The sequence below is a fragment of the uncultured Ellagibacter sp. genome (genome assembly GCF_934636505.1).
Lineage (GTDB): Bacteria > Actinomycetota > Coriobacteriia > Coriobacteriales > Eggerthellaceae > Ellagibacter.
Genome location: NZ_CAKUAL010000130.1, coordinates 1 through 1,574 on the forward strand (window position 1 = coordinate 1; position 1,574 = coordinate 1,574).

At 62.3% G+C, this 1,574-nt stretch carries 1 protein-coding gene and 1 riboswitch; the gene reads right to left on the reverse strand.

Annotation, left to right across the window (positions count from 1 at the left end):
* A partial coding sequence (gene thiC / locus Q0G18_RS09430) for a phosphomethylpyrimidine synthase ThiC (protein ID WP_297152452.1) occupies window positions 1–1,294 on the reverse strand: 1,294 nt, incomplete at its 3' end.
* Window positions 1,286–1,411, reverse strand: a riboswitch (TPP riboswitch). Its footprint overlaps the gene before it by 9 nt.
* Between the last annotated feature and the right edge of the window lie 163 nt (window positions 1,412–1,574).

Below are 1,574 nucleotides of genomic sequence, written 5' to 3' on the forward strand. Positions count from 1 at the left end.
TCTTGTTCACCGTGCGGACCGCGCACATCTTGCCGCACATCGTGCAGGTCCCCTCGTTTTCGGGAGGGGCGCTCTCGAACACTTTGCGCGGGCGCACCGGATCAATCGCGAGCGAGAACTGCTCTTCCCAGTCCATGCGACGACGGGCATCCGACATGCGCGCATCGCGCTCGCGCGCGCCCGGGATACCCTTCGCAATATCGGCCGCATGAGCTGCGATCTTCGTCGCGACAAGACCCTCGCGCACATCATGGGCATCGGGAAGGCGAAGGTGCTCGGCAGGCGTAACGTAGCACAGGAAGTCTGCGCCAGAGCTTGCCGCGACGGCTCCGCCGATAGCTGCGGTGATGTGGTCGTATCCAGGGGCGATGTCGGTCACAAGCGGGCCGAGCACGTAGAACGGCGCGTTGTGGCACAGACGCTTCTCGAGCTTCATGTTCGCCGCAATCTCATCGATTGCCATATGCCCCGGCCCCTCGACCATGACCTGCACGCCCGCGTCCCACGCACGCTTGGTGAGCTTGCCGATTTCGATGAGCTCACAGATCTGTCCAGCGTCGGTCGCATCGTAATTGCAACCTGGGCGCATCGCATCGCCGAGGGAAATGGTCACGTCATGCTCGTGCAGGATATCGAGCACCTCGTCGTAGTACTCGTAGAACGGATTCTCGTTGCCCGTCGCCTCCATCCACGCGAAGATGAGCGACCCGCCGCGCGACACCACGTTCATGAGCCGCCCCGTTTCCTTGAACGATTCGATGGTACGGCGATTCATGCCCGCATGGATTGTGACGAAGTCGACGCCGTCCTCAGCGTGGCGGCGCACGACGTCGAGGAAGTCCTCGGCGGTGATGGAAATGAGGGCCTTCTCGAGGTACCCGATGGCATCGTACATGGGAACGGTGCCGATCATCGCAGGCGACTTCTCGATCAGCCGCGTGCGGAACGACTGCGTCTTCCCACTGTTCGACAAGTCCATGATCGCCTCGGCGCCAAGCTCGAAGGCAATGTCGACCTTCTCCCATTCGACCTGCTCATCGGCAAGATCGCCCGAGATACCCAAGTTTACGTTCACCTTTGTGCGAAGCCCCTCGCCCACGCCTTCGGGGGAAAGCGACGTGTGGTGGATGTTCGCGGGGATGGCAATGCGGCCGGCTGCGACCCCCTCGCGGATGAACTCGGGCGCGCGGCCTTCCTTTTCAGCGACGATGCGCATAGCGGGCGTAATTTCCCCTGCGCGCGCGAAATCGATCTGCGTGATTTTGGTATGCGAAACTACCTGGCTGTTCGCCATTATTCGACTCCCTTCGTTGGCATTATCCACATCAGGTTTCGGGTCGAAGCGAAAGCGCGCTTCCTCTCAGCCCGCCGCGCAGCACAGCGCTGCATGCGAGCTCCCCGGTTATGCAAAGATGCTAGGCGAATTATACGACAGAGGGAAAGGTCCGCCGCGCGATCACCGAAAAGCCGACAAGCGTCACACGGTGGCGGGCGGCGGCGCGGTGGCAGCCTCGCCCGTCGCAAGCGGATAGAAGACGTAGAGCGTGCCCTCCTCGACGCTCACCGCCGCCGGC